Raw genomic sequence first — 20,206 nt, 5'->3', positions numbered from 1 at the left:
TGCCACTGTCAGCGCCGCTCAGAGCGGGGCCAGCACCCGGGCGGCCTCTGCCGCCACCTCTTCGGCGATCGCGTCGAGCAGGGGTGAGCGCAGGTTCCACTGCTGCCAGTACAGCGGCACGCGCACGTGCGGCTCGCCCAGCGCGACGAGATCAACAGAGATGTGCGGCGCGGGGATGAGCCCCCATCCGAGGCCGAGCCGGACGGCTTCGGAGAAGTCGTGCGACGCCGGCACGTAGTGCCTCGGCACCTGCCACGGATCCACGCCTCTCGCTCGCAGCCAGCCCTGCTGCAGGGCGTCACGGCGGTCGAAGTCGACGAAGGGCGCACGGGCGAGCGCGTCGGACGTGACGCCGTCGGCGAACCAGCGGGAGACGTAGTCGGGCGTCGCCATCGCGCGGTACTCGAGCACACCGAGGGGCGTGACGGCACTGCCGCCGACCGGTTGGGCCTCGCTGGTGACGGCCGCCATCACCTCACCCGACTCCAGCATGCGGGCGGTGTAGTCCTGATCATCGCGGTGCAGGTCGACATCGATCGGATGCTGCCGCGCGACGCGTGCGAGCGGGGCGAGGAACCAGGTGGCCATCGAGTCGGCGTTCACCGCCAGCGGGATGCGCACCCGCGGGGAGTCGGCCGCGGCGTCACCGAGGCCGAAGGCCGTGATCGTGTCGTGCTCGAGCAGCGCGACCTGCCTGGCCAGCCGCACGAGCGCCTCGCCGGCCTCGGTCGCCCGGACCGGGCGCGAGCGCACCACGACCGCCCGGCCGATCTGCTGCTCGATCGCCTTGATCCGCTGGCTGACGGCGGACTGCGTCACGTGCAGCCGGCGTGCGGCGGCGTCGAAGCTCCCCTCATCGACGACCATCGCGACGGTGGCGGCCAGCTGGGCGTCGATCTGCACATAAGCCATGCTAATGCGGCTGCAGTTCTCTTCGCTCGCACTGATGTGCGCGAGCTTCTAACGTTGATCCGTGCTCACCTTCCTCGCCGGCCTCGGCGTCATGTACTCGCTGATCATCGCCGTCGGAGCGCAGAACGTCTTCGTCCTGCGCCAGGGGCTGCGCCGCGAGCACGTCCTTCCCGTGGTGCTGATCTGCGCGGCCTCCGACGCGGCGCTCGTGCTGGTCGGCACCGCTGGGCTCGGCTTCCTGATCGCCGAGCAGCCCTGGCTCGTCGTCGCGGCGCGCTGGCTCGGAGGCCTCTCGCTCGTCGCGTACGGGCTCCTCGCCGCGCGGCGCGCGTGGCGAGCGGAGGGCGAGACCCTCGTCGCGGACGCGGCACCGGCATCCGGATCGGAATCACCGGGGCACGGCGGCACCGCGACCGCGACCCGTGCCCGCCTCGCGCCGGTGCTCGCCGCCACGTTCGCGTTCACGTTCCTCAACCCCAACGTCTACCTCGACACGGTGCTGCTGATCGGCTCGATCGCCGCGACGCACGGCGACGAGCGGTGGATCTTCGCGGCGGGGGCGATCCTCGGCAGCATCACCTGGTTCTTCGCCCTCGGGTTCGGGGCCAGGCACCTCGGCCGGTGGCTGCGCACGCCGCGCGCCTGGCGGATTCTCGACACGGGCATCGCCGCGCTGCTCGTGCTCATGGGCGTCCTGCTGGTGCTGCCCGTCTTCACCGGCTGAGCTCCCGGCCACGCAGAAGACCCCCGCCGGCGAACCGGCGGGGGTCGTGCATCGACGGGCTCAGCGGCCCGGTCGATCAGCGTCAGATGGCGTTGACGTCCAGCGGGATGCCGGGGCCGAACGTGGTCGACACGGCGCCCTTCTGGATGTAACGGCCCTTCGCGCTCGACGGCTTGAGGCGCACGATCTCCTCGAGCGCTGCGCCGATGTTCTCGTTCAGCTGCTCGGCGGTGAACGAGGCCTTGCCGACGATGAAGTGCACGTTGGCGTGCTTGTCGACGCGGAACTCGATCTTTCCGCCCTTGATCTCCTCGACGGCCTTGGCCGGGTTGGGGGTCACGGTGCCGGTCTTCGGGTTCGGCATCAGGCCGCGGGGGCCGAGCACCTTGCCGAGACGACCGACCTGGCCCATGAGCTCAGGGGTCGAGACGGCTGCGTCGAAGTCGGTCCAGCCGGCAGCGACCTTCTCGATGAGCTCGGCGCCGCCGACCTCGTCTGCGCCTGCGGCGATGGCGGCCTCAGCGGCCGGGCCGTTGGCGAACACGATGACGCGGGCGGTCTTGCCGGTGCCGTGCGGGAGCATGACGGTGCCGCGCACCATCTGGTCGGCCTTGCGGGGGTCGACCGAGAGCTTCAGCGCGACCTCGACGGTTGAGTCGAACTTCGCCGAGCCGGTCTCCTTCGCGAGGGCGACGGCCTCGGACGGGGTGTAGAAGCGGTCGTCGCCGATCTTCGCGAGAGCCGCCTGGTATGCCTTGGACTTGGTAGCCATTGTTATCTCCCTCAGCCCTCGACCGTGATGCCCATCGAGCGCGCAGTGCCCTCGATGATCTTCGATGCGGCGTCGATGTCGTTCGCGTTCAGGTCGGCCTGCTTCTGCTCGGCGATCTGACGGACCTGGTCCTTGCTGATCTTGCCGACCTTGACGGTGTGCGGGGTGGCCGAGGCCTTCGCGACACCGGCGGCCTTCTTGATCAGCTCGGCTGCCGGCGGGGTCTTCAGGACGAACGTGAAGCTGCGGTCCTCGTAGACGGTGATCTCCACCGGGATGACGTTGCCGCGCTGCGACTCGGTCGCGGCGTTGTACGCCTTGCAGAACTCCATGATGTTCACGCCGTGCTGACCGAGCGCGGGGCCGATCGGCGGCGCCGGGTTGGCTGCACCGGCGTTGATCTGAAGCTTGATCAGGCCGGTCACCTTCTTCTTGGGTGCCATGATTTTCCTTTCATCGAGCTGCGCTGTGGCCCTTCGACTGGCTCAGGGACCCAGCGCTCTCTCCCGCTTCCCCGGCGTCTCCGGGGCGCGGTGCCCTTCGACAGGCTCAGGGAGCCGTGTCGAAGAAGTACACAAACCACGACAGTCTACCGCATGCGAAGCGCCCCGCCGGACCAGCCGACGGGGCACTTCGACGGGCTCAGTGACCCATCGGGGTGTCAGATCATCTTGGTGACCTGCTCGAACGACAGCTCCACCGGGGTCTCGCGCTCGAACAGCGAGACGAGAACCGTGAGCTTGCCGCTGGCGGCGTTGATCTCGCTGATCGTTCCGGGCAGACCCGCGAACGAGCCCTCCTTGATAGTGATGGTCTCGCCGACCTCGAAGTCGACCTCGGCCGCCATCGGACGGGCGACGGCGACGCCGCCCTTGGCAGCGATGGACTTCGCGGTGGGGACGTCCTTGACCTCGACCAGCGACTTCAGCATGTTGAACGCCTCTTCGAAGCGCAGCGGGGTCGGGTTGTGGGCGTTGCCCACGAAGCCGGTCACACCGGGCGTGTGGCGCACGACCGACCAGGTGTCCTCGTTGAGCTCCATGCGCACCAGCACGTAGCCGGGGATGCGCACGCGGTTGACCATCTTGCGCTGGCCGTTCTTGATCTCGACGACGTCCTCCATCGGGACCTCGATCTGATAGATGTCGTCCTCGACCTCGAGCGTCGACTTGCGCTGCTCGATGTTGGCCTTCACCTTGCGCTCGAAGCCGGCGTACGAGTGGATGACGTACCACTTGCCGGGCAGCATGCGCAGGTCCATGCGGAACGCCTCGTACGGGTCTTCCTCGACCGCGTCGTCGGCCTCGGGGCCGTCGTACGGGGTGACCTCGTCGGCCGCGGCCGCCTCAGCCTCGGCGGATTCCTCCGCCACTGCGTCGTTGAGGACCTCGGCGGCTGCTTCAGACTCAGCCGCTTCGTCCAGGTTCAGAGCGTCGTTCACGATCGCGTCCGCCTCCGGGTCTTCGATTTCGATGTCGTCGGTGTCGTCGTACTCCACGCCGGTCTCGCCCTCGATGTGCAGAGCGTTGTGCTCGGCGGCTGAGGACGACTGCTCCTGCTCGGCGAGCACGTTGCCCTCCTGGGCCTCGTCCTCTTCGCTGGACTGCTCGGCGGCGGTCGCCCAGTCGGCGTCGTCGGAATACTTTTCAGACACTTTGCTTCTTTCCAATCGCTGCAACGGTCCGGCGTGCGGACCGTCGACGTGGGTTCATCAGCTCAGCGGAACTCCGAAGACGTAATGCGCTCCGGTTCCGAAGATCCAGTCGAGTCCGTAGACCAGACCCATGACGATCAGCACGAAGACGAACACCACGGTGGTGAACTTGGCGAGTTCCTTGCGGGTCGGCGTGACGACCTTGCGAAGTTCGCTGATGACCTGACGGAAGAACAGGGCGATGCGTCCGAAGAAGCCGAGCTTGCTGTCGCGCAGGGCGTAGGTGCCCGAGGCGGCGATGTCGCCGCGAACGTCGTCCTGGTCCATGCACGTACCTTTCGTGAGTCAGCATGCGCTGACGCGCAGGGCGGACAGGAATCGAACCTGCAACCTGCGGTTTTGGAGACCGCTGCTCTGCCAATTGAGCTACCGCCCTAGAGACCGGTCGGCCTCTGGGTCCGCCTCCCCGCCGCGGCCCTGAGGCACGGTGAAGGATGCAGACAACTGCCCCTCAAGTGTACGGCATCCGCAACCGTGGGCAGAACCGGCGGCGACGCCCGCGTGAGTCGCGAGTGTCGGGCAGACTGGATGAGCCGGTCGCGACCGGCCGAGAACCGGTGACGAGAGGGGCGCAGTGGGCGCGGATGTGCAGCAGTTCCAAGTGGATCTTCGGGGCGTCGTCGATCTGCTGAGCCGGCACATCTACTCCGGCCCTCGCGTGTACCTGCGCGAACTGCTGCAGAACGCCCGGGATGCCATCGCCGCCCGGTCCGAGGTGGACGGCGGCGGCACCGGCATCCGGATCACTCCGCTCACCGACGACGGCGGCGAGTTCGTGCTGCGCGACGACGGCATCGGCCTGACGGCGGCCGAGGTCGCCGACCTGCTCGCCACCGTGGGCCGCAGCTCGAAGCGCGACATCTTCGACATGCCGCGCAGCGACTACCTCGGGCAGTTCGGCATCGGGCTGCTGAGCTGCTTCATGGTCTCGGATCGCATCGTCATCCGCTCGCGCAGCGCGCGGGGCGGCGCGGCAGTCGAGTGGACCGGCAGCTCCGACGGGACGTTCCAGGTCGTCGAGCTCGATGACGAGGTTCCGATCGGCACCAGCGTGCACCTGACCCCGCGGTTCGAGCACGCCGACCTGCTGCGCCCCGCGGCGGTCAGGCGGCTCGCGCAGGACTTCGGCGAGTTCCTGCCCGTGCGGCTCACGATCGGGATGCCCGGCGGCGACGTCGATGTCACCCGCCCCGCTCCGTTCCTCGGCGAGGGCGACGCGGATGCCGCACTCGCGTACGGCCGCGACCTCATCGGCGCGACCCCGATGGACGTCATCGAGATATCGGAGCCGGCCACCGGCACCCGCGGCCTCGCGTACGTGCTCCCGTTCGCGCCCCCGCCCAACCTGCGCCAGGCGACGCGCACCTACCTCGGCCGGATGCTGCTGGCCGAGCGCTCGGCGGAGGTGCTGCCCGACTGGGCGTTCTTCGTGCGCGCCGTCGTCGACTCGACGGGCCTCTCCCCCACCGCGAGCCGCGAATCCCTGGTCGAGGACGCCGCTCTCGAGCACGTCCGCGAGCAGCTGGGTGCGGGCATCCGCCGCTGGGTGCTCGAGCTCGGACTCACCGCACCGCACCTGCTCACCCAGTTCGTCGCGGTGCACGAGCTGGGCCTGAAGTCGCTCGTGCGCCACGACGACGAGCTCGCCCGCTTCATCACCCGCTGGCTGACGGTCGAGACCAACCACGGCAGTGCGCGCATCGGCGATCTGGTCGAGCAGCACCGCCACGTCCGCTACGCCCGCACCGTCGACGAGTTCCGTCAGGTGGCCGGCATCATCCCGGCATCCGAGATCGTCGTCAACGGCGGCTACCTGTACGACGCCGACCTCATCGCCGGCCTGCCGGAGCTGTTCCCCGACGTGACCGTCGAGCAGATCGACGTGACCGGCGAGCTCGACCGACTCGACCCGCCTCCCCTCGACGACCGGGAAGCGGCGATCGCGCTGGAGGCGCGCGCGGGCGCCGTGCTCGCCGGCTCGGGATGCGCGGTGATCGTGCGGGCCATCGACCGCGCCGATCTCAGCGGACTCTACGTCGCCGATCCTCGCGTGCTGCGCGCGATCGACCGCGACCGCACCACGGGCATCGCCGGCGGACTGTGGGGCGGCGTGCTGTCGCGGATCGACGACACGGTCGGCGGCGCGGCCGACGACGACCTGCGCGCGCGACTGTGCCTGAACTGGTCGAACCGCGTGGTGCGCACCCTCTCCGCAGTCGAGGACGAGGCCGTGTTCTCACGCACCGTGCAGCTGCTGTACATCCAGGCGCTGCTCGCCGGCCACCATCCGCTCACCGACGCCGACCGGTCGCTGCTGACCACGGCCCTGACCGACCTCGTCGCGCTGTCGGCGGGGGTGCGCGACGATTTCCCGTTCGACGGACTCGATCTGCCGCGCAGTCTCACCGAGGAGCCCTGATGACCGACTCGACGACGCGATTCCGCCGGCTGCTCGACGAGATCGACAGCACGCCGTGGGGGCCGCACGAGCAGGCCCTCACCGCCGAGGCCGTCGCCCTCGCCCAGGAGCTCGGCGACGAGCAGCTCGAGTACCAGGCGCGCATGCGCCAGACGGCGTCGGCGAACATGGGCGGGCTCACCGACGTGATGCTGAACTCGTTCGCGTGGTGCCTCGCGCACCACGACGCCGACCCGCAGCGCTTCCCGCTCGACATCGAGAACGGGGCCGCCGACCTCATGTGGCAGTTCAAGTGGATGGCCGCGACGCTGCGCGCGTCGCCGGCGTTCTCGAGCGAGCAGATCGCAGCCGTGCTCGATGACATGGAGGCGCACTACCGGCGCGCCGGGATCGGCATGAGCGGGGTCCTCACGGCCCGCTTCGAAGACGCCTGGGCATCGGGCCGCATCGACGACGCCGAACGGCTGCGCGGTCTGCTCGAGACGACGCCCCGCGACGACTACAGCCACTGCGATGCCTGCGGGCGCAGCCAGAACGCCGGGTTCTTCGCCGTCACCGATCGCGACGAACAGGCGATCCGCCTGGTGGAGGAGATGATCGAGGGCGGCTTCTCGTGCGGTGAGGAGCCCGAGCACGCCCTGTCGCGCGTGCTGCTGCCGTATCTGCGCACCGATCGTCTCGACGACGCCCGGTCGGCGCATCTGCGCAGCTACCGGCTCGCGAAGGACAACCCCGACAACCTCGGGATCATCGCGAACAACATCGTGTTCGCCGCGGTCACGGGCAACGAGGCTCGGGCGCTCACGCTGGTCGAACGCCACCTGCCCTGGCTGGCGCACGACCGGCTGAACGTCGACGGCCACTTCGCGATGCTGTCGGCCGTCTCGTTCGCCCTCGACCGCGTGACCGCGGTCGGGCACGGCGACGCGATCGTGCGCGGCGCGGACGCCCCCGGCCTGGATGCGTTCTTCGCAGAGCACGACGCCGAGTGGACGGCATCCGCCCTGGCCACCGCCGCGAGCGCCGCCGCCGACCGCATCGGCGCCGAGTTCGATGCGCGCGACGGCTCGGACTGGCACGCGCAGCGCCGGGCACGCATGCACGCGCTGGCCGGCGCGCGCTGGGACGTGCCCATCCGCTCCGACGCGTTCGCGGTCGAGACGCGCGCGCCCGAGCCGCAGGATGCCGAGGGCTGGTACGAGCGCGCGCTCGCGCTGGCTGCGTACGGCTCCGAGCGCGATGCGCTGGCGGCCGCCGACCGCGTCGGCGAGATCGCGGATGCCGAACAGCGGGCGCGGCTGCTCGGTCTTCGCATCGGCGCGCTCGCGTCGCTCGCGGAGGGGGACGCGGCGGAGGCGCTGCTGCCCCTGCGCGGTGCCGCGCTGCGGGAAGCCGGATGCCCCGAGCAGGCCGAGCTGGAGTCGCGCCGCGGGCTCGCGCTGTTCGGGCGAGACGACGTCGGCGATCACGCGGCCCTCGAGCAGGAGTGGGCGGATGCCACCCGCCTGCCGGCCTGGTCGCGGGGCGACGTCGCGCTGACCCTGGCGGCGCTGCGGTTGCGAGGGGACGATCCGGTCGGTGCGGCCGAACTCACCGAGCACGCCGCCGCGTGCTTCGCCGAGGCCGGCGACGAACGACTGGTGACCGCGAGCCGGATGCTGCGCGCCATGGCATGCGTGCCACAGGGCGAGATCGAGCAGGCGCACGCTCTGCTCGAGTCGCTGCTCGCCGACGACGCCCTGAACCCGGGTCAGCGAGCACGGCTGCTCGAGATGCGCGCGCGCCTGCACGGCGGCGCGGGTCGGCTCGAAGAGGGCGCCCGCGATGCCGACGCCGCAGCCGGCATCCTGACCACGCTCGGCGCGGCCGTCGCACTGGCCGATGTGCAGATGCTCGCTGGTGCGCTGTGGGACGACGCCGGGCACCCCGATCAGGCCGTGCCGCGGTACCGTGCGGGCATCCGCCTGATGCGCGGACGTGACGCCGATGTCACCGGCGCGGAGTTCCGGCTCGGGCGGGCGATGCTCGCGGCCGGTTTCGCGGCCGAGGCCGCCGAACTGCTCGGCGACGTGCTGCAGCGCGAGGAGGGCGGCGGCGCGTCGGCGGCGTCGCGCGCGATGACGGCCGGCGTGCTGGGCCGTGCGCTGGCCGCCGCTGACGAGTACGGCCAGGCGATGGGTGCGTACGGCTACGCGGCCGAGCTGCACGCCGAGGCCGGGGAGCCCGCCGAGCAGGCGCTCGTGCTCACCGAGCAGGCCAAGATCCTCGCGCGCTTCGGCGAGCACTCCGACGCTCGCGACCTGCTCGAGCAGGCTGGCGAGCTGGTGCGCCCCACCGACGCGGTCGGCGCGATCGTCGAGGTGCTGCACAACCTCGGGCAGCTGTACGGCGGTGCGCGCGACGAGCGAGCGTTCGCTCTGTTCGAGGAGGTGCGCGCCCTTGCGGTCGAGCATGAGGCGGACTGGCTGATCGCCGACGTCACCGACTCCCGCGGCCGCGCACTGCTCGAGTTCGACCGCATCGACGAGGCGATCGCGGCGCTGCTCACCGCAGCCGACCGCTTCGCCGCTGTGGGGGATGCCGCCTCAGCCGGCGGTTCGGAGCTGTTCGCCGCCCGCACGCTCGCGGGCGTCGACCGCCGTGAGGACGCCGTGCCGCTGTACCGCAGCGTGCTCGACCGCGGTGCCGAGATCCCGCCGCTGCGCCAGGTGGCCGCCCTCGAGCTGGGCGACGTGCTCGAGAGGCTCGGCCGCACGGGCGAGGCCACCCAGGTGCGCGCTCTGCTCGACGAGTAGGTCGCGCCGACTCGGCATCCGGCATCCGGCATCCGGCATCCCGCATCCCGACTCATCCGAGGTAGGCGAACACGCGAGCGCAGGACGAAACACCCGGATTCCCTCCTACCTCCGCCTATTGGCCTACGCTGGCGCGGGCAGGCGGGCCCGACACGCCCACCCAGCCGCTCGGATGCCCGGCATCCGCATCCGCATCCCCATCCGCATTGGCATGGGCATCCGACTCATCCGAGGTAGGCGAACACGCGAGCGCAGGACGAAACACCCGGATTCTCTCCTACCTCCGCCTGTTCACCTGCGCTGGCGCGGGCAGGCAAACAGGCGGGCAGGTGCTCAGCCGACGCTCCGTGACGCACGACCTGGCACGCCGGGCGGCGCGGCGCGTCAGAAGAGCTGACGCCAGTTGGCCTTCGCGAGGTCGAGCAGCTCGTCGCCGCGGCCCGACATGACGGTGCGGATCGCATAGAGCGCGAAGCCCTTCACCTGCTCGGCGCTGATCGACGGCGGCATCGACAGCTCCTGCCTCTCGGTGACCACGTCCAGCAGCGCGGGGCCATCGTGTGCGAGCACCTCGGCCACCGCGTCCAGCAGATCCTCCGACCGCTCGACCCGCCGCGCGAAGATGCCCAGCGCCGACGCGACCGCCGCGAAGTCGGGATTGTCGAGCTCGGTGCCGTAGGTGACGAACCCGGCCGCTTTCATCTCGAGCTCGACGAAGTTCAGCGACGAGTTGTTCACCACGACCACCTTCACGGGCAGCCGGTTCTGGGTGATCGTGATCAGCTCGCCGAGCATCATCGCCAGTCCTCCGTCTCCGGCGAGCGCGATCACCTGCTGGTCGGGCCGGGCGGTCTGCGCGCCGATCGCGTGCATGATCGCGTTCGCCATCGACCCGTGCGTGAACGAGCCGATCAGGCGCCTCCGCTCGGTCATCGAGAAGTAGCGCGCGGCCCAGACGGTCGGGGACCCGACATCCGCGGTGAAGATCGCGTCGGACGCCGCCGCCTCGTCGATCAGCCGGGCGAGGTACTGCGGATGGATCGGCGCCGAGCCGCGAGCGGGCACCGCCAGCTCATCCAGCTTCGCCCTCGTCTTGCGGTAGTGCACGACGGCATCATCGAGATGCGAACGGTCGCTCTTCTCGGCCAGCCGCGGCAGCAGGGCCTCGACGGTCGCCTTCACGTCGCCGACGAGGCCGAGATCGAGCGGATGCCGCCGGCCGAGCTGCGAGCCGCGGATGTCGACCTGGATCGTCGTCGCGTTCTCGGGGTAGAACTGGGGGTACGGGAAGTCCGACCCGAGCACGAGAAGCACGTCGGCCGCCTCCATCGCACGGAATCCGGACGCGAAGCCGAGCAACCCGGTCATCCCGACGTCGAAGGGGTTGTCGTACTCGATGTGCTCCTTGCCGCGCAGGGCGTGCACGATCGGGGCGGCGAGCCGGTCGGCCAGGGCGACGACCTCGTCGTGCGCCCCCTCGACGCCGGCCCCGGCGAGGATCGTCACCCTGCGTGTGCCGTTGAGCAGGGTCGCCGCCTGCTCGAGTTCTGCGGGGCTGGGGGTGATCACGGGGTTCGTGCGCGGGATGACGACGGCGCGGTCGTCGGCGATCTCGGCGAGGGCCACGTCGCCGGGGATGACCAGCACCGCGACTCCGCGCTGCTCGATGGCCGCGCGCATCGCGATCTCCATGAGCCTCGGCATCTGCGACGGGTCGGCGACGTACTCGACGTACACGCTCGATTCGCGGAACAGCTCCTGCGGGTGCGTCTCCTGGAAGTACCCGGTTCCGATCTCGACCGTGGGGATCTGAGCGGCGATGGCGAGCACCGGCACGCGCGATCGGTTCGCGTCGTACAGCCCGTTGATCAGGTGCAGGTTGCCGGGGCCGCAGGATCCGGCGACGACGGCGAGGTCGCCGGTGAGCGCGGCATCGGCGGCGGCGGCGAAAGCCGCTGATTCCTCGTGACGCACGTGCACCCAGCGGATGGTGCCGTCTCGGCGCAGTGCGTCGGTGAAGCCGTTCAGCGAATCGCCCGGGATGCCGTAGACCCGGTCGATGCCGTTGGCGCGAAGCGTGCGGACCATGTTCTCAGCGACGGTCGTCATGCTTCGACCCTATGCCCGCCGGCGGGGTCAGTAGTCGGAGACCCCGTACCGCTCCGGCTCCCCGGTGCGCTGGAACGCGCGTCCGCTGACCGACGACGGCCGGATGCGCACGTAGTTGTACTTGAGCGTCGGCACCCACGGCTTGAGCCCGAGCCGGTCGGCCGCCTCGCGCTCCGCCAGGGTGTCGAGCGTGTGCGCGCTGCCGCGCACGATGACGCTCCAGGCGTCGGCATCCGTGTGCTCGTCGACCTCGAACAGCACCTCGTGGTTGACGGTCAGCTCGATGAGCTTGCTGCCCTCCGCGGTGCGGAAGATGATCGACGTGCCGTCGGTGACGAAGTTGATCGGGAAGATGTCGATGACCTCGCCGACTCGGGTGACCAGGCGCCCCAGCTCCGATCCCCGAAGGCGTTGCCAGCATTCCTCTTCGCTCAGCCGGATGACCGGATCCTCGGTGGTCATGACACGCTCCTTCCGCCTGGTTCGAGAGTATCCCCGAAGGCGACGACGCGGTACGGGCAGAAGCCGCCCGTACCGCGTCGAAAGAGTGCCGGTGATGCTCAGGCCGAGCGGATGAGCTTCTTGTTGACGAACTCGTCGGCAGCCAGCAGACCCAGCTCGCGCGAGGTGCCGCTGCGCTTCACACCGCCGAAGGGCAGCTCGGGGCTGTCGGCGAGGGCGATGTTCACGTAAACCATGCCCGCCTCGATCCGGTTCGCGACGCGGTCGGCCTGCTCGGCATCGGTCGTGAACACGTATGAGCCGAGGCCGAAGGTCGTGTCGTTGGCGAGCTCGACAGCGGCATCCTCGTCGGCGACGCGATACACGACGGCGGCCGGGCCGAACAGCTCCTCGCGGTACACGTCCATCTCAGGCGTCACGTCGGCGAGCACGGTCGGCGCGAAGAACGCGCCCTCGCGGGTACCACCGGTGAGCAGAGTCGCCCCCTGCGCAACGGCCGTGTCGATCTGCTGCTGCAGGCGCTCGGCGGCCACGAGCGACGACAGCGGGCCGAGCACGGTGTCCTCCTGCGTCGGGTCCTCGGCTGAGATGGCGGCGAGCGACGCCACGAACTTCGAGGTGAACTCGTCGTACAGCTCGTCGACGATCACGAAGCGCTTCGCGCCGTTGCACGACTGCCCGTTGTTGTCGATGCGTGCGTCGACGGCGAGCTGCACGACCGAGTCGAGGTCGTCGGCCGAGAGCACGATGAACGGGTCGGATCCGCCCAGCTCCAGCGCGACCTTCTTCAGGTTGCGGCCGGCGACCTCGGCGACGGCGGCGCCGGCCCGCTCGGAGCCGGTGACCGAGACGCCGTGCACGCGCGGGTCGGCGATCATCGTCGCCGCCTGCTCGTTGGTGGCGTACACGTTCACGTACGCACCCTCGGGCAGACCCGCGTCGCGGTAGATGGTCTCGATCGCGGCAGCCGACTCGGGGCACTGCGGGGCGTGCTTGAGGATGATCGTGTTGCCGATCGCCAGATTGGGAGCCGCGAAGCGGGCGACCTGGTACGACGGGAAGTTCCACGGCATGATGCCCAGCAGCGAGCCGAGCGGCGCCCGGCGCACCACGGCGGTGCCCTTGCCGAGGATGTCGAGCGGCTGGTCGGCCGTGATCACCTCGATGTTGTCGGCGTAATACTCGATGATGTCCGCGGCGAACTCGACCTCGCCCACTGCAGAGGCGATCGGCTTGCCCATCTCGCGCACGATGATCGCGCCCAGTTCGTCCTTGCGCTCGCGGTGCAGCTCTGCGATGCGGCGGATCACGGCGGCCCGGTCTGCCGGAGCGGTCGCGCCCCAGACCCTGGCGGCCGAGGCTGCGGCCGCGACGGCCTGCTCGATCTGCTCGTCGGTGGCGGTGTCGTACCGGGCGACGGTCTCGCCAGTGGCCGGGTTGACGACGACGTAGTCGGTCATGTCGGTTCCTCTTCTCTCTCGCCGGAGCGGACTCAGGCGTTGGGGATCAGGGTGTACTTGGTCGACAGGTACTCGTGGATGCCCTCGGCGCCGCCCTCTCGGCCGATGCCGGACTGCTTCACACCACCGAAGGGGGCGGCGGCGTTCGAGACGACACCGACGTTCAGACCCATCATGCCCGTCTCCAGCGCGTCGATCATCCGGTGACCTCGCGCGAGGTCCTCGGTGAACACGTACGACACCAGCCCGTACTCGGTGTCGTTCGCGAGACGCACGGCCTCGGCTTCGTCGGCGAAGGTCGCGATGGCGAGCACCGGTCCGAAGATCTCCTCGCGGAGGATCGCGCTGCCGGCGACCACGTCCGTGAGCACGGTGGGCTGGTAGAACGTGCCGGTGCCCTCGACGGCCTCGCCGCCGGCCAGCACGCGCGCGCCGCGCTCGACGGCGTCGCTGACGAGCTCCTCCGCCTTGGCGACGGCGTCCTCGTCGATCAGCGGGCCGATGGCCACGCCGTCTTCGGTGCCGCGGCCGATCTTCATCGCCTGCACGCGCTCGGTGACGCGCCGGCCGAACTCCTCGGCGATGTCCTGATGCACGATGAACCGGTTGGCTGCGGTGCAGGCCTGGCCGATGTTGCGGAACTTCGCCAGCATGGCGCCGTCGACCGCCTTGTCGAGATCAGCGTCCTCGAAGACGACGAACGGCGCATTGCCGCCCAGCTCCATCGACACCCGCAGGATGCCGTCCGCGGCCTGCGCGATGAGCTTGCGGCCCACCTCGGTCGACCCCGTGAACGACAGCTTGCGCAGGCGCGGGTCGGCGATGATCGGCGCCGACAGCGCGCCGGAGCGCGAGGTCTGCACGACGTTGACGACGCCGGCGGGCAGGCCCGCCTCTTCGAGCAGCTTCGTGAAGAAGATCGTGGTCAGCGGCGTCAGTGCCGGGGGCTTGATGACCACGGTGCAGCCGGCCGCGAGGGCGGGAGCGATCTTGCGGGTCGCCATCGCGAACGGGAAGTTCCACGGGGTGACGAAGAACGACGGACCCACCGGGCGCTGCGACACGATCATCTGACCGGTGCCTTCGGGGTTGCTTCCGTAGCGGCCGCTGATGCGCACGGCCTCCTCGCTGAACCAGCGCAGGAACTCGCCGCCGTATACGACCTCACCGCGTGCCTCGGCCAGCGGCTTGCCCATCTCGAGGGTCATCAGCAGCGCAAGGTCCTCCTTGTGCTGCTGCACGAGGTCGAACGCGCGACGCAGGATGTCGCTGCGGGTGCGCGGGGCGGTCGCGGCCCAGGCATCCTGCGCGGCGACGGCTGCGTCGAGTGCCCGGATGCCGTCGGCCGGCGTCGCGTCGGCGATCGACGCGATCACCTCGTTCGTCGCGGGGTCGCGCACGTCGAAGGTGCGCCCCTCTTCGGCATCCGTCCACTGCCCTCCGATGAAGAGGCCGCCGGGGACGCGGGAGAGGAGTTCCTGCTCGTTCGATGCGAGTGTCATTGTCATCTCGTTTCTGTGGGGAGGGATGGTCAGCGGCCGCGGGCGCTGGGCGGGGCGTCCACACCCAGCGTCTCACCGCGGAAGAAGGCGGGGGCGAAGATCCGCTGCACGAGCATCAGCACCGCGCCGAAGATCAGCAGGCCGACGCCGATGAAGAACACGATGCCGATGCCGCCCTCGCCGTTCGCGTCGGCGCCGATCGCGATCGACCCGTAGTCGGGCGCGAGGCTGTCGATCGCGGTGATCACGAAGAGCACGAGCAGGATGATGCCGCCGACGAGCGGGCTGGCGAATTTGAAGAAGAAGTCCTTGCCCGAGTCGAACCACTGACGGCGGAAGTACCACACGCACGACAGGGCGGTGATGCCGTAGTAGAAGCAGATCATCATGCCCAGCGCGAGGATGGTGTCCCACAGCGCGTCTTCGCTGAGGAAGCGCATCACGGCGTAGAACCCGCCCGCGACGAACGCCGACGCGATGGTCGCGTACCCGGGGGTGAAGAACCGCGGGTTGACGCGCGCGAACTTCCTGGGCATCGCGCCGTAGTGGCCCATCGCGAGCAGGGTCCGCGCGGGCGAGATGAACGTCGACTGCAGCGACGAGGCCGACGAGGTGAGCACGGCGAGCGACAGCAGGAAGGCGAGGCCGCCCATGACCGGACCGGACAGCGCGAAGAACACGTTGCCGCCGATGTCCTCGTTCGTGAGTCCGAGGCCCGTGTCGCCGATCCCGGAGTACATCAGGCTGCTGACGGTGAGCAGCAGGTAGATCGCAATGATCGAGACGACCGTGAGCATGGCGGCTCGTCCTGGCGTGCGCTCGGGGTCCTTCGCCTCCTCGTTCATCGTGAGAGTGACATCCCATCCCCAGAACATGAAGACGGATGCCGACAGGCCCATCACGATCATCGAGATCCCGCCCTGGATCTCGAACGGGTTGAACCACGCCGGCTCCGGCAGGTTCGCCTCGAAGGCCCCGCCCTGGACGGTCTCGACGATCGCCATCACGGCGAAGAGCACGAGGATCGCGACCTGGAACGCGACCAGGCCGTACTGCAGCTTCTGCGACGTGGACACGTCGCGGTACGACACCCAGGTGGCGAGCGCGACGAAGATCAGGCACACCGCGACGTTCACGAACGGATTGCGGGTGATGGCGGCGATCGACTCGTCACCGGAGATCTGCGAGATCAGCAGGAAGAGGAAGTCGACGGCGATGCCGGCGAGATTCGACAGCACGAGGATGGTCGCGACGATCAGCCCCCACCCGGCCATCCACCCGACGTACGGGCCGAACGCTCGGGTGGCCCAGGTGAAGCTCGTGCCCGAGTCGGGCATCGCCTTGTTCAGCTCGCGGTACCCGAAGGCCACGAGCAGCATCGGGATGAAGCCGAGCAGCAGGATGGCGGGGACCTGGAAACCGACGGCGCCCACCGCGCCGCCGATCCCGGCAGTGTACGTGTAGGCCGGGGCGATGCACGAGATGCCCATCACGAGGGCGCCGAGAACGCCGACGGTGCCGACGCTGAGCCCCTTTCGGGAGATCCCGGTGGTGACTGCGGAGCCGGGCTCCATCGCCCGATCGGTGCTGGACATCAGCGTTCTCCTGCCTCGGCGCGGGTGCGCGGGACGACGATCATGGGTACGGGCAGCTCGTGCAGCATCTTCGCCGCGGTCGAGCCCAGGAAGAGACGGCGGGGCTGGGCGAGCCGGCTGGAGCCGACCATGACGACCTCGCCCGGATGCCAGCGCAGGTGCGCCACGGCGTCTTCGACGCTGTCGCCGGTCGCACGCTCGACCTCGACGGCGAGGCCCTCGGGAAGGGATGCCCGCACCTGTGCGAGCACATCCTCTCCGTGAGCGTTCTGCGCGAGGCTGATCGCACCGGTGTCGAGACCGGCAGGCACGTCGAAGGGCACGAGCGAGACGAGACGCAGGGTGCCGCGGGCTGCGGTGGCGAGCTCCACGGCGGAATCGAGCAGGGCGTCGGCGCCGGCGCGCGTGCCGACCGCCGCGGTCACCCGCGGGATCGGCACCCCGGCGTCGGTGTCGCGGTGAGACCCGGCAGGTGCCAGGGCGACGGGGATGGGCGAGGAGTGCACGAGCTCGGATGCCACCGAGCCGAGCCGGTGTCGGCCGAGGGTGGAGCCGTTGCCGGCGCCGACGACGATGAGGCGCGCGTCGAACTCCTCACCGGCGGCGATGATGCCCTCGGCGAAGGACTCGTTGAAGCGCACGTGTCCGAGGCAGCGGATGTCGGCGGGCACCTGGGCGACGGCCGCTCGCAGCCACTCCTCGGCCTGGGCGCGCACGTGGGCCTCGAAGGCACGCTCCGGCGGGACCACCGCCGAGCTGCGGGTGCCCTCCGGCGGAAGCACGATGACGAGTTCGGGGGGCGCGTCGATGCTGCGCGCCAGCCTCGCTCCGAGAGCGAGGGCGTCGGCACCGGCATCCGTCGCCGTGTACCCGACGACGATCGACCCGGTCATGCCTCGGCGACCTCGGCGCCGACCTTCTCGAGGATCTGCGCGGCGGCGAGGCGGCCCATCCGGATCGCGCCGTCGACGTGCTGGTAGCCGGCGCCCGCCATGTCGCTGCACGCGAAGTGGATCGGACCGACGGCGGCGCGCAGATCGGCGCCGTAGCGGTGCAGTCCGCCCATGTCGAAGCTCGCGGCGTACGCACCGCGGGTCCACTCCTCGCTGCCCCAGTCGCTCTCGTAGTACACGACCGGATTCTTCGCCTCGGGACCGTAGTAGTGCGACAGCGATTCGAGGATGCGCTCCTTGCGCTCCTCGGCGCTCAGCGTGAACAGGTCGTCGGCGTTCTGGTCGCTGACGAAGCCGACCAGGGTGCCGCGTTCGTCGCCGTGGTTGGTGTTGTCGTACGCCTCGTGCGAGAGCTCGTACGGGCTGAACGCGGTGCCGCTGAGACCCTGCTCGCGCCAGAACGGGCGGTCGTACACGGCGTGCACCTTGATCACGAAGCCCATCGACAGGTGCTGGTGCAGCTGGTGCTGGCGGCGCGGCAGCGGGGGCACGAACGAGATGCGGTCATAGAGCACCGGGGCGTGCGCGAGGATCGCGTGCTTCGCACGGACGGTCATGCCGTCGGCGTACGCGACGACGCCGCCCTGGGCCCCTGAGCCTGTCGAAGGGCCCCACTCCAGGGTGCGCACCGGCTGGTTCAGGAAGACGTCATCTCCGAGGCGCTCGGCGAGCAGCACCGGAACCTGCTGCAGGCCGCCGACGACGCGCTTGTCGAGGATGAAGTCGGCATCGACCAGGTTCGAGTACGACCCGGCGGATGCCGCCATCAGCAGCGACTGCAGCAGCGAGAACGCGTGCGTCGGCTTGGTGAGCATGGCTGAGCCCGTGGCGAAGGCGAGGTTGCGGACCGCCTCGTCGTCGTCGGTCTGCTGACGCAGCCAGGCGTCCCACGTGATCGAGTCCCACTCGGCGGCGTTCGGGTGCTCCCACGGGCGGTCCGGGTCGATCTCGGCGACCATCGCGTCGAGTCGCTCGGTGATCTCGGCGATCGTCGCCTCGGTCTCGGCCGACACCGGGAACATCTCACCGGTGAAGCGGTGCAGCGTGCCGTCGGGGCCGACGTACACGCTGTCTCCCTCGCGGTAGCGGTCGAATGTCTCGAGGCCCAGCTCGGCGATGGTCTCCTTCAGGGCATCCTGATCGGGCGAGACCCACTGGCCGCCGATCTCGAACATCGCGCCGTCGATCACGTCGGTCCACAGCCGCCCACCCACGCGGTCGCGCGCCTCGAGCACGGCGACCGACAGGCCTGCCTTGCGCAGTTCGTTCGCCGCGGTGGTTCCGGCGGCTCCTGCTCCGACGATGACGACGTCGCGCGTGATGGCGTGCTCGGTCATGGTGATCTCCTTTGATACGTGATGTCTGTCGGATGTGTGTCGGCCGCGACCCCTGATCCCCCGACCAGGGTCGCGGCCGACCGTCTCAGGCGCGCTGCAGCGCGGCGGCGAGGACGTCGATGCCCTCGTTCAGCAGGTCGTCGCCGATCGACAGCGGCGGCAGGAAGCGGATGACGTTGCCGAAGGTGCCGCAGGTGAGGATGATGACACCCTCGGCCACGCATGCCTTGGCGACGGCGGCGGTCAGCGCGGCATCCGGAGCGCCGGTCTCGGCGTCGACGAACTCGACGGCGATCATGGCGCCGTGGCCGCGGATCTCGCCCAGACGCCCGTCGTTCTCGCGGATCGCCTGGAGGCGCTCGGTGAGCACCGCGCCGATCTGCTGCGCACGCTCGATGAGCCCGTCGTTCTCGAACGCGTCGATCGCGGCGCGCGCGGCGGCGCAGGCGATCGGGTTGCCGCCGTAGGTTCCGCCGAGACCGCCGGCGTGTGCGGCGTCCATGATCTCGGCACGGCCGGTGACCCCGGCGAGCGGCAGGCCGGCGGCGATGCCCTTGGCGGTGGTGATCAGGTCGGGCTCGATGCCGAAGATCTCGCTGGCGAACATCGCGCCGGTGCGGGCGAAGCCGGTCTGCACCTCGTCGGCGATGAAGACCACGCCGTTGTCGCGGCACCAGGCCACCACCGCGTCGAGGAAGCCGTCGGCGGGCACGATGAACCCGCCCTCGCCCTGGATGGGCTCGATGATCACGGCGGCCAGGCTGTCGGCGCCGATCTGCTTCTCGATGAGGGTGATGGCGCGCTCGGCAGCCTCGGCGCCGGTCAGTCCGTCGCGGTACGGGTACGAGCCGGGCACGCGGTACACCTCGGGGGCGAACGGGCCGAAGCCGGACTTGTAGGGCATCGACTTGGCGGTCAGCGCCATGGTGAGGTTGGTGCGGCCGTGGTAGCCGTGGTCGAAGGCGACGACCGCCTGACGTCCGGTGTGCTTGCGGGCGATCTTGATCGCGTTCTCGACGGCCTCGGCGCCCGAGTTGAACAGAGCGGTCTTCTTCGCGAAGTCGCCGGGGGTCAGGCGGTTGAGCGCCTCGGCCACGTCGACGTACGACTCGTACGGCGACACCATGAAGCAGGTGTGCGTGAACTGCGCGGCCTGGGCGGCAACGGCGGCGGCGACCTTGGGGTGCGCGTTGCCGACACTGGTCACGGCGATGCCGGAGCCGAGGTCGATGAGCGAGTTGCCGTCGGCGTCGACGACGACGCCGCCGCCGGCGGCCACGACCGAGACGGGCATGGAGTGCGCGACGCCTGCGGCGACCGCGTCGGACTTGCGAGCGAGGATCGCCGCGGAGCGCGGCCCGGGAAGCTCTGTGATGATGCGACGGACCTGCTCGAGGGTGGGTCCGCCTGCGGGAGTCGTGGAGGTCTCGTCGATGAGGGTCATGAGGCGAG

Annotated in this window: 16 protein-coding genes and 1 tRNA gene; 3 read left to right on the top strand and 14 right to left on the bottom strand. The window is 70.0% G+C overall.

Annotated elements, in window-relative coordinates:
• Nucleotides 1-18: 18 nt before the first annotated feature.
• On the bottom strand, nt 19-903 hold the full coding sequence (locus tag ACWIDW_RS07940; RefSeq protein ID WP_454124295.1) for a LysR family transcriptional regulator ArgP: 885 nt from the start codon (nt 901-903) through the stop codon (nt 19-21).
• 70 nt (nt 904-973) lie between these two features.
• Between ACWIDW_RS07940 and ACWIDW_RS07935 the strand changes: the two genes are divergently transcribed.
• Complete coding sequence (locus tag ACWIDW_RS07935) at nt 974-1,636, top strand: LysE/ArgO family amino acid transporter (RefSeq protein WP_454124293.1); 663 nt, start codon at nt 974-976, stop codon at nt 1,634-1,636.
• Between the two features lie 82 nt (nt 1,637-1,718).
• On the opposite strand, the gene rplA is transcribed toward ACWIDW_RS07935, so the two are convergent.
• The 5 genes from rplA to ACWIDW_RS07910 form a co-directional block, all read right to left on the bottom strand.
• The gene (gene rplA / locus ACWIDW_RS07930) at nt 1,719-2,408 is read right to left on the bottom strand and encodes a 50S ribosomal protein L1 (RefSeq protein WP_454124291.1); all 690 of its coding nucleotides are present in this window, start codon (nt 2,406-2,408) and stop codon (nt 1,719-1,721) included.
• An 11-nt stretch (nt 2,409-2,419) separates the two neighbouring features.
• Complete coding sequence (gene rplK / locus ACWIDW_RS07925) at nt 2,420-2,851, bottom strand: 50S ribosomal protein L11 (protein ID WP_313356043.1); 432 nt, start codon at nt 2,849-2,851, stop codon at nt 2,420-2,422.
• Nucleotides 2,852-3,069: 218 nt separating this feature from the next.
• The gene (gene nusG, locus ACWIDW_RS07920; RefSeq protein WP_454124289.1) at nt 3,070-4,062 is read right to left on the bottom strand and encodes a transcription termination/antitermination protein NusG; all 993 of its coding nucleotides are present in this window, start codon (nt 4,060-4,062) and stop codon (nt 3,070-3,072) included.
• Nucleotides 4,063-4,119: 57 nt separating this feature from the next.
• The gene (gene secE, locus ACWIDW_RS07915; protein WP_099195394.1) at nt 4,120-4,389 is read right to left on the bottom strand and encodes a preprotein translocase subunit SecE; all 270 of its coding nucleotides are present in this window, start codon (nt 4,387-4,389) and stop codon (nt 4,120-4,122) included.
• A 36-nt stretch (nt 4,390-4,425) separates the two neighbouring features.
• Nucleotides 4,426-4,498 (bottom strand) — tRNA-Trp (locus ACWIDW_RS07910).
• A 225-nt stretch (nt 4,499-4,723) separates the two neighbouring features.
• Between ACWIDW_RS07910 and ACWIDW_RS07905 the strand changes: the two genes are divergently transcribed.
• Both ACWIDW_RS07905 and ACWIDW_RS07900 read left to right on the top strand, forming a co-directional pair.
• The gene (locus ACWIDW_RS07905; RefSeq protein ID WP_454124287.1) at nt 4,724-6,541 is read left to right on the top strand and encodes an HSP90 family protein; all 1,818 of its coding nucleotides are present in this window, start codon (nt 4,724-4,726) and stop codon (nt 6,539-6,541) included.
• Complete coding sequence (locus ACWIDW_RS07900; RefSeq protein ID WP_454124285.1) at nt 6,541-9,336, top strand: hypothetical protein; 2,796 nt, start codon at nt 6,541-6,543, stop codon at nt 9,334-9,336. Before ACWIDW_RS07905 ends, ACWIDW_RS07900 begins: the two co-directional genes overlap by 1 nt.
• Before the next feature lie 384 nt (nt 9,337-9,720).
• Here the strand turns inward: ACWIDW_RS07900 and poxB are convergent, their stop codons facing one another.
• From poxB to gabT, 8 genes are all read right to left on the bottom strand, one after another.
• Nucleotides 9,721-11,445, bottom strand: a complete 1,725-nt coding sequence (poxB, locus tag ACWIDW_RS07895) for a ubiquinone-dependent pyruvate dehydrogenase (RefSeq protein WP_454124284.1) — start codon at nt 11,443-11,445, stop codon at nt 9,721-9,723.
• A 27-nt stretch (nt 11,446-11,472) separates the two neighbouring features.
• Nucleotides 11,473-11,907: a pyridoxamine 5'-phosphate oxidase family protein gene (locus tag ACWIDW_RS07890; protein WP_454124282.1), complete on the bottom strand. Its 435-nt coding sequence runs from the start codon at nt 11,905-11,907 to the stop codon at nt 11,473-11,475.
• Between the two features lie 98 nt (nt 11,908-12,005).
• Nucleotides 12,006-13,367, bottom strand: coding sequence for an NAD-dependent succinate-semialdehyde dehydrogenase (locus tag ACWIDW_RS07885; protein ID WP_454124281.1), 1,362 nt, complete (start codon nt 13,365-13,367; stop codon nt 12,006-12,008).
• Between the two features lie 32 nt (nt 13,368-13,399).
• Nucleotides 13,400-14,869: an NAD-dependent succinate-semialdehyde dehydrogenase gene (locus tag ACWIDW_RS07880; RefSeq protein ID WP_454124279.1), complete on the bottom strand. Its 1,470-nt coding sequence runs from the start codon at nt 14,867-14,869 to the stop codon at nt 13,400-13,402.
• 29 nt (nt 14,870-14,898) lie between these two features.
• Entirely contained in the window at nt 14,899-16,464 is a 1,566-nt protein-coding gene (locus ACWIDW_RS07875; protein ID WP_454124278.1) for an APC family permease, read from the bottom strand.
• Complete coding sequence (locus ACWIDW_RS07870) at nt 16,464-17,357, bottom strand: universal stress protein (protein ID WP_454124276.1); 894 nt, start codon at nt 17,355-17,357, stop codon at nt 16,464-16,466. Before ACWIDW_RS07870 ends, ACWIDW_RS07875 begins: the two co-directional genes overlap by 1 nt.
• A complete protein-coding gene (locus ACWIDW_RS07865) occupies nt 17,354-18,760 on the bottom strand; it encodes a flavin monoamine oxidase family protein (protein ID WP_454124510.1) in 1,407 nt (468 codons plus the stop codon). Before ACWIDW_RS07865 ends, ACWIDW_RS07870 begins: the two co-directional genes overlap by 4 nt.
• Nucleotides 18,761-18,839: 79 nt before the next feature.
• On the bottom strand, nt 18,840-20,198 hold the full coding sequence (gene gabT / locus ACWIDW_RS07860) for a 4-aminobutyrate--2-oxoglutarate transaminase (protein WP_454124274.1): 1,359 nt from the start codon (nt 20,196-20,198) through the stop codon (nt 18,840-18,842).
• Between the last annotated feature and the right edge of the window lie 8 nt (nt 20,199-20,206).

It is taken from the genome of Microbacterium sp. NPDC055312 (genome assembly GCF_053645675.1).
The sequence above is the reverse complement of the archived record's forward strand: the minus strand, read 5'-3'. Positions and strand labels throughout refer to the sequence as shown.

Coding starts and splice junctions, on each gene's coding strand:
- rplA (WP_454124291.1), bottom strand. CDS start 2,408: ATGGCTACCAAGTCCAAGGCATACCAGGCGGCTCTCGCGAAGATCGGC.
- rplK (WP_313356043.1), bottom strand. CDS start 2,851: ATGGCACCCAAGAAGAAGGTGACCGGCCTGATCAAGCTTCAGATCAAC.
- secE (WP_099195394.1), bottom strand. CDS start 4,389: ATGGACCAGGACGACGTTCGCGGCGACATCGCCGCCTCGGGCACCTAC.
- ACWIDW_RS07900 (WP_454124285.1), top strand. CDS start 6,541: ATGACCGACTCGACGACGCGATTCCGCCGGCTGCTCGACGAGATCGAC.
- poxB (WP_454124284.1), bottom strand. CDS start 11,445: ATGACGACCGTCGCTGAGAACATGGTCCGCACGCTTCGCGCCAACGGC.
- ACWIDW_RS07890 (WP_454124282.1), bottom strand. CDS start 11,907: ATGACCACCGAGGATCCGGTCATCCGGCTGAGCGAAGAGGAATGCTGG.
- ACWIDW_RS07885 (WP_454124281.1), bottom strand. CDS start 13,367: ATGACCGACTACGTCGTCGTCAACCCGGCCACTGGCGAGACCGTCGCC.
- ACWIDW_RS07880 (WP_454124279.1), bottom strand. CDS start 14,869: ATGACACTCGCATCGAACGAGCAGGAACTCCTCTCCCGCGTCCCCGGC.
- ACWIDW_RS07875 (WP_454124278.1), bottom strand. CDS start 16,464: ATGTCCAGCACCGATCGGGCGATGGAGCCCGGCTCCGCAGTCACCACC.
- ACWIDW_RS07870 (WP_454124276.1), bottom strand. CDS start 17,357: ATGACCGGGTCGATCGTCGTCGGGTACACGGCGACGGATGCCGGTGCC.
- gabT (WP_454124274.1), bottom strand. CDS start 20,198: ATGACCCTCATCGACGAGACCTCCACGACTCCCGCAGGCGGACCCACC.